The organism is Streptomyces sp. NPDC002817, assembly GCF_053592055.1.
The window spans coordinates 1-6,222 of sequence record NZ_JBSFUY010000083.1; the positions used below are offsets into that span (position 1 = coordinate 1).

The following is a 6,222-nucleotide window of genomic DNA, read 5'->3' on the forward strand; positions in this document are numbered from 1 at the left end:
AGCTACCTCGCCGGCCTCCACCTCCGTGCCTCGATGATCTGGATCAACGACCTGCTGAAGGCAACTGGCTGATCACAACGTCACACAGGCCCTAGAGGGCGTCTGAAAAGCCTGTCAGCGGGCAAGTCGCCTGGTAGCGGGGCGGTGACGCGCTTTCGGGGGCTGGGGTGTGCGGGCTGCGTACCCGTTACTCGACGGATCTGTCCGATGCGGAGTGGGCGATTCTCTGTCCGCTGGTTCCGGGAGTCAGGCCCGGCGGACGGCCGGCAAAACACACACGACGGGAGATCCTCAACGCACTGGTGTACTGGCTGCGGGCCGGCTGCGCCTGGAGACTGCTGCCGCATGACCTGCCGCCGTGGCAGACGGTCTACCACTACTGGCGGCGGTGGCAGCAAGAGGGCGTGTGGGAACGGATGTTGACGGCTCTGCGGGAACGTGAGCGGGCACAGCTCGGCCGTGATCCCACTCCCAGTGCGGCCGTCGTGGACAGCCAGAGCGTGCGGGCCAGTGAGCGCGGTGGCCTGCACGGCTACGACGGCGGAAAGAAGGTCAGCGGCATCAAACGCCACTTGCTCGTCGATACCCGCGGCACCGTCCTGGTCAGGGCCTTTGAGAAGTGATCTTGTGTCCGGGTTCGTCATGTCAGGCCGAGGGCGGTGAGGGGCCGCAGGTGGTTTCGGGCGGTGTGGCGGAGGGCGGCTGCGATGTTGGTGTGGCCGTCCTGACGGTGGACGCCGATGGCGAGGTTGCGCAGTCCGGCCATGACGCGGGGTAGGTGGCGGGTGCGGATATGCGAGGCGTCCTCGTGGAAGGTGCGGTCGCGGACGTGGTGCAGCTGGTTCTCGATGCGCCAGTGGCCGCGGATCCAGGCCGCGAGTTCGCTGCCGTCGGCCGCGCCGGGCGGCAGGCTTGTGACCAGGTAGATCCGTTCGATCGTCAGCTTGCCCGTGCCCATGTCCCGTCTCCAGCGCACGACTTGGAGGGCCTGGCGTGCGTGGGGATAGTCGATGTGGGCGAACACGGCGGTCTTCAAGCGGCGGATCTCGTCGCGGTGGTGGGCCCGGGTGCGCTCGACGTGGTCCAGGCGGATGTCGCGCCAGGGAAGACGGCGGACCCGCTCATGCAGTCCGGGATGGTTCCGCTTGATGACGGCCAGGTAGTGAGCCCGGCGTTCGTGCAGGTAGGAGGCGTGGTCGTGCTGGGTGTGCAGGGCGTCGGCGGTGATCACGGCATCGGTCAGGTCAATGCCGTCCAGGAGCGGGGCGAAGGCCGGGATCTCGTTGCTCTTCCTGTCGATCTGCCGTTGGGCGAGGACCTGGCCGCTGTGGGTCATGGCGGCGATCAGGGCGGTGGCCGTCCGCTTGGCGCTGCGGGAGCCGCGGAGTGTCTTGCCGTCGACGGCGATGACCTTTCGTCCCGGGGCCGGGGCCTGGCGTTCCTGGAGGAAGTCGCCGATGGCGCGGTCGAGGGCGTCGCCGTCCGCGGTGGCCAGGACGAGGCGGATGGTCGTGGCATGGGGCGGGCGGATCAGGCCGGTCAGCGGGTCGGGTCGGAACCCGAGCAGGGCCAGGACGTGTTGCGGCGCGTCGGCCACCCACTCGCCGATCGCTGAGATCGAGGCGGCGCCGGCCAGAACGGCGGCGGCCGCAGAGGTGAGCAGGGCCGTCCATGGGTGACGGATGCCGCGACGGGCCCGCGGGTCAGGCACCGTGGCCAGATAACTCCGCAGGTCAGCGGCTGTCTTCAGCAGAGCTGGGCCGGAGGCTTCCCCCAGCTGCTGGAGGCATGACGGCATGCGGGAAGATGGGCGCGCAGGCATGGACTCGCTCGGTGCTCATACGGACTCGACACCCACATGATCACCAGCAGCCATGCCTGTCCTGTCTCCAGGGTCGCCGCCGACAGAAGCCGACAAGCCGTCACATCCGGTTCTCAGCAGGCGAACCGCCCACCTCGGCACTTCTCAAAGACCCTGCCGTCCTGGTGGCCTGTGTAAGCCCGGCGAGCGTCGGCGATCGGGATGGCGCCGTTGTGTTGTTCTCCCGGGCCGCCGATACCTTTCCGCGTCTGCGGCATGTGTGGGCGGACCAGGGTTACCGCGGCGCCGACTTCCATGCCTGGGCCCGGGAGACCACCGCTCGGGAGTCAGTGTCCCCCAGCGCTCAGCCGCTATCGCGGCCACGCCGAACACCTCCTGCGCGCTGTCGGGGTGAAAGTCCGGCAGCGGATCGAGGGGGCGCTGCAACTCCCGGGCCACATGGGCGTGCAGATCGTCCGGGGTGAACCGGACCACCCCTTCACCGGGCCTGGAGCCGGCCAGTAGTTCTTCGACGCTGGGCAGGGACCGAAGGCGGCTGTTGCCGTCTGCCGCTTCCTGGTCGCCGTTCTCGTCCTCCGACTTGGTGGGCATGACGTCGATTCCGATTTGTGTCTCGAACCAGACTTTGCCCGCTCCCACGAAGTGGTACTTCGCCCCCGCTGCCCGGACCTGGTTCTGGTACGGCACCACCTCGCCGTATGCCCCGTCCCGAATCCGCTCGGCCGCGCTCCGAAAGCGACGCGGCACCTCGGCTCCCCATGTCGTGCTGTCCCCAACGTGCATCAACTCATGGAGCCTCCGCTGAGCCAGCATCCGATCCGCATAGAACGCTGCCCAGAGCCCCAACAGAGCAACCACCGGCGCTAAATAGGCGAATGGAGTCAGCATCCAAGGCCCACCGGCCACGCAACCGAGAGCAATAATGGCCCGGCGCAGCCACAACAGACGCTCCGCTTGAGCACACGCAATCAGCACGGCCTCAAGGTCGAATCCCTGGGACGGCACCGGCCGCCCGTCCCCTGCTATCCGGCTGCGTATCCAGCGTGCGTACTCGTGGCCGACAAGCACCCGCGGCTGCTTGGGATCAGGGGGCGTCTCGTCGTCCCACGCCCGCTCCAACTCGTCCTTATCACCTTCGAGCGCTCGCTTCGCCGCCTGCTCCAAACGTCGCAGGCGGATCTTCTTCGGGGTGAGCTTGTCAACGAGTTCCGTGGCTTGCTTCTTCCGCCACTTCCTGAGCTTCTCGGCGAACTCCTCAGCTCTATCCGGCCGCAGATGTGCAGCCGCGCACAGTAATCGCGTGGGCTCTGTCAGCCCGTCCGAGCCAGCCCCGACCCGATGAGCGCCTTCTACCCCGAACACCGGCACGGCCGGCGTCGTTAGTAATGACGCAGCACCGCCCAACCGCCCGTCAGCCGATCCTGCGGACTTCCTTGCCATACATCCCGCCTCCCCCTTGGCATGAACGATCGTGCCGCATACGGAGCAGCTCTGCCTACTACGCCCGACCACCGCATTCAGGCCTAATTCAGCGCTACGTAGCGGGAGTTGGCAGGAGCGGGCGAGAGCCGGGCGTGCGTGGCTCAGGAACCCGCCGGACGGGCCCGGCTCCGCGAGTGAGTGCCCAGAAGTTCGGCCAAGCCCTGTCTGGTGGCGGCCAGCACCACGCGGTCCTGCGGGCGCAGCACATGGCCGGGATGCAGATCCCACACGAGACCGCTCGGGTGCTCGGTGCCGTCGTACGACGGTGAGGCCGAAAGGTCGGGCAGGCGTTCGCCCGGGTCGGCGGAGTCGATGGCCAGGACCCGCCACATGCCGGGCCGGAACGACTCGGCGACCGTACGGCCCTCCAACTGCGGGTGTCCTGCCACGTCGAGCGCGGCGATCACAAGGACTCGGCGCTCGACGGGAATCGCACCGAGGATCCGCCGGCCCATCATCGCCCCGGCGAAAGCGGGAGCGGCGAGGGTGGACACGCTGCGGGTGAAGGCGTGGGGGTGGGCGGCGCGCAGGGTGCGGTAGACGGCGAGGGCGAAGGCGTCGTCGTACAGCCGCAGCGACACCCTCAGGCCTGGCTCCACCGAGCGGGCGTACAGGGCGGCTTCCAGGTTGGTGGTATCGCTGCTGGTCACGGCGAGCAGCGCGTGCGCGCGGTGGATCTTCGCGGCCTCCAGCACGCCTTCCTGGGTGACGTCACCGATCACTGTGGGTACGCGCAGGCGGCGCGCCAGGGGGATGCCGCGGGCCTCCGGATCCTCCTCCACGCACACCACCGGGATGCCGAGTTCGCACAGCCGGGCCAGGACACGGGTACCGACCTTGCCCAGGCCGAGCAGGACGACGTGGCCGGACAGCCCGCGGGGCGGCCGGCGCAGCGCGGAGGCGGTGCGGAAGGTGCCCAGTCCTTCGAGTACGGCGGCGAGCAGCACGGGCAGCAGGAGCAGTCCCGTCAGCCCGGACAGCAGTTGGATGACCTGGCGGGCGGTGGGTTCACCCAGGGCGGGGTCGCCGATGGCGAAGATGTCGAGGAGGGTGAGGTAGGCGGCGTGGAGGGGGTGGTCGCCGGTGGTCAGCCAGGACGCCACCGCCAGGCCCACGACGCTCAGGACGAGTCCGGCCAGGGACCAGCGCAGGCGGCGCGAGAAGAGCGAGCCGAACGGCAGGCCGCGTGCGAGGGCCCGCTCGGGACCGTCGTGGGTGACGGTCTCCAGGACGACGGTGCCGCGGCCGACCGCGGCGGCGACGGTGCGGTCGTCCGGCAGCAGCTGCGGTCCGTCCTGACCGCTGGCGTCCGAACCCTCCGTTCCCGCTGGGTCGTTGGCGGTGGAGGACAGCAGGGCGAGCGTGCACAGCCCTGGGTCGGCCACCGCGCCGTGGCCCGGCGGAGTGCGCTCCACGGCCCGCAGGAGCAGGCCGTCGGCCTGTACGACCTTGCTGGTGCCCGTCACGGCCGTCGCCGCGAGGGCCGGGGCCGCGGTGTCAGCGTCGGACAGGACGGTGGTCGAGGTGTCCAACGCGGCCGGATCGAGACCCGGTGACGCGACGACCGCCGCCTGGTCGAGCAACTCAGCAAGGTGCTGGCCAAGTTTGCGGTCATATAGCCGGATGACCAGGCGCAGGCGGGGATTGAGGCGACGGGCAGCGAGCGCGGCGCGGATGTTGGTCTCGTCGTCGCCGTGGACGAGGGCTAGCGCATCGGCCTGCATGACGCCGGCCTCCGCGAGCACCTCCTCGTCCAGAACCGGCGCCTGCACCACGCGGACGTCCGGCGCGGACTCGGAGTCGGCGGCCCGGTTGACGACTGCCTGCATCCGGGCGAGCAACGCGAGGGCCCGCGTCCGTCCGTCCGACCCCGCCCCGGCATCAGCGGTACTGGGCAGTGACGGTACGACGACGGTGACCCGCATCCGGTACAGCTCGCGCAGTTCGGCGGCCAGGCGCTCGGCGAGGGCATCGTCGCCGCACACCACCATGTGTCCCGGCAGGGCCGGGTGCCGGACCTGACCGGGCAGCGAGGGTACGCACCTCATCGTGCGCCGCACCCCCTCGTAGCGATGCCGGCCCGACCGCACCGGCCTTGGCGCGGGCCTGCGCACACCCCACGGTGGACTGCCCGGCAGCCGTGGCCCACGACCGCGCGCACGAGTCGCCGCATGCTTGTCCTTCCCCCGATGGCGATACCCACGAGACAGCCATGGCGAAGCGCCTGCCCCCATGACCAGAACTGATCATGTCGCATGAGCCGAGCCGTATACGCCCGAACAACCGTCTCCTCGGCATCATGTCCGCCGCTCTCTCGGCTCGGGACGCCGTCGGCCGCACGGGTACGTGTGTCCGGCATCAAGAGGACGTCAAGACTGCCGGAACACGGCAATGCGGTGAAGAGCCATGTCGCTCCACAATGGCCTCGGTCGAAACACGGCCGCGTCCTCGTGCCTGAATCCGGCAGCGGCCGAGGGTACCTGGACGCCAACGGGACAGGGGGGTGAAGGATGTTGGATGTCATCGACGCCGCCGCCGGCTTCCCCACTGTCTTCTTCACCTCGGCCCTGGTGGTCTCCTTCGCTTTCTGGTTCCGGGTCCTGCTGGGCCGGGCGGGCGTGCGCGACTTCGATGGCGATGCTCCGGTACTGGCCAGGATGCTCGGAGGAGCGCCGGTCGCCGTCTCCGCCTCGGTCGTGGCAGCGAGCGGCTGGCTCGTCAGCTTCGCCGGCATCGTCGTACTGGACCGGGTCGGCTGGACGGGCATCGGCTCCGCCCTGGCCCACGCCCTTGTCTTCGCGCTGTCCGCGTTTGTCGCCTGGCCGGTGACCCGCGGCCTCGCCGCTCCGCTCACCAGGCTGTGCGGCCGCGAACGTGAGCCGCGACAACGGGACTTGGCGAGCGGCGCACCGGTCGAT

4 protein-coding genes and 1 pseudogene are annotated in these 6,222 nt (G+C 69.6%); 2 read left to right on the forward strand and 3 right to left on the reverse strand.

Going from position 1 to position 6,222, the window contains the following annotated elements; translation table 11 throughout:
• The first annotated feature begins 167 nt into the window (after window positions 1-167).
• On the forward strand, window positions 168-623 hold the full coding sequence (locus ACWD3I_RS48860; protein WP_365413849.1) for an IS5 family transposase: 456 nt from the start codon (window positions 168-170) through the stop codon (window positions 621-623).
• 17 nt (window positions 624-640) lie between these two features.
• On the opposite strand, the gene ACWD3I_RS48865 is transcribed toward ACWD3I_RS48860, so the two are convergent.
• The 3 genes from ACWD3I_RS48865 to ACWD3I_RS48875 form a co-directional block, all read right to left on the reverse strand.
• Window positions 641-1,822: an ISAs1 family transposase gene (locus tag ACWD3I_RS48865; protein ID WP_451084458.1), complete on the reverse strand. Its 1,182-nt coding sequence runs from the start codon at window positions 1,820-1,822 to the stop codon at window positions 641-643.
• 144 nt (window positions 1,823-1,966) lie between these two features.
• Window positions 1,967-3,262, reverse strand: coding sequence for a hypothetical protein (locus ACWD3I_RS48870; protein ID WP_365413845.1), 1,296 nt, complete (start codon window positions 3,260-3,262; stop codon window positions 1,967-1,969).
• Between the two features lie 143 nt (window positions 3,263-3,405).
• On the reverse strand, window positions 3,406-5,352 hold the full coding sequence (locus ACWD3I_RS48875; protein WP_365413843.1) for an NAD-binding protein: 1,947 nt from the start codon (window positions 5,350-5,352) through the stop codon (window positions 3,406-3,408).
• 462 nt (window positions 5,353-5,814) lie between these two features.
• On the opposite strand from ACWD3I_RS48875, the pseudogene ACWD3I_RS48880 reads away from it, so the two are divergent.
• Window positions 5,815-6,222, forward strand: a pseudogene (locus ACWD3I_RS48880) (hypothetical protein); the annotation flags it as partial.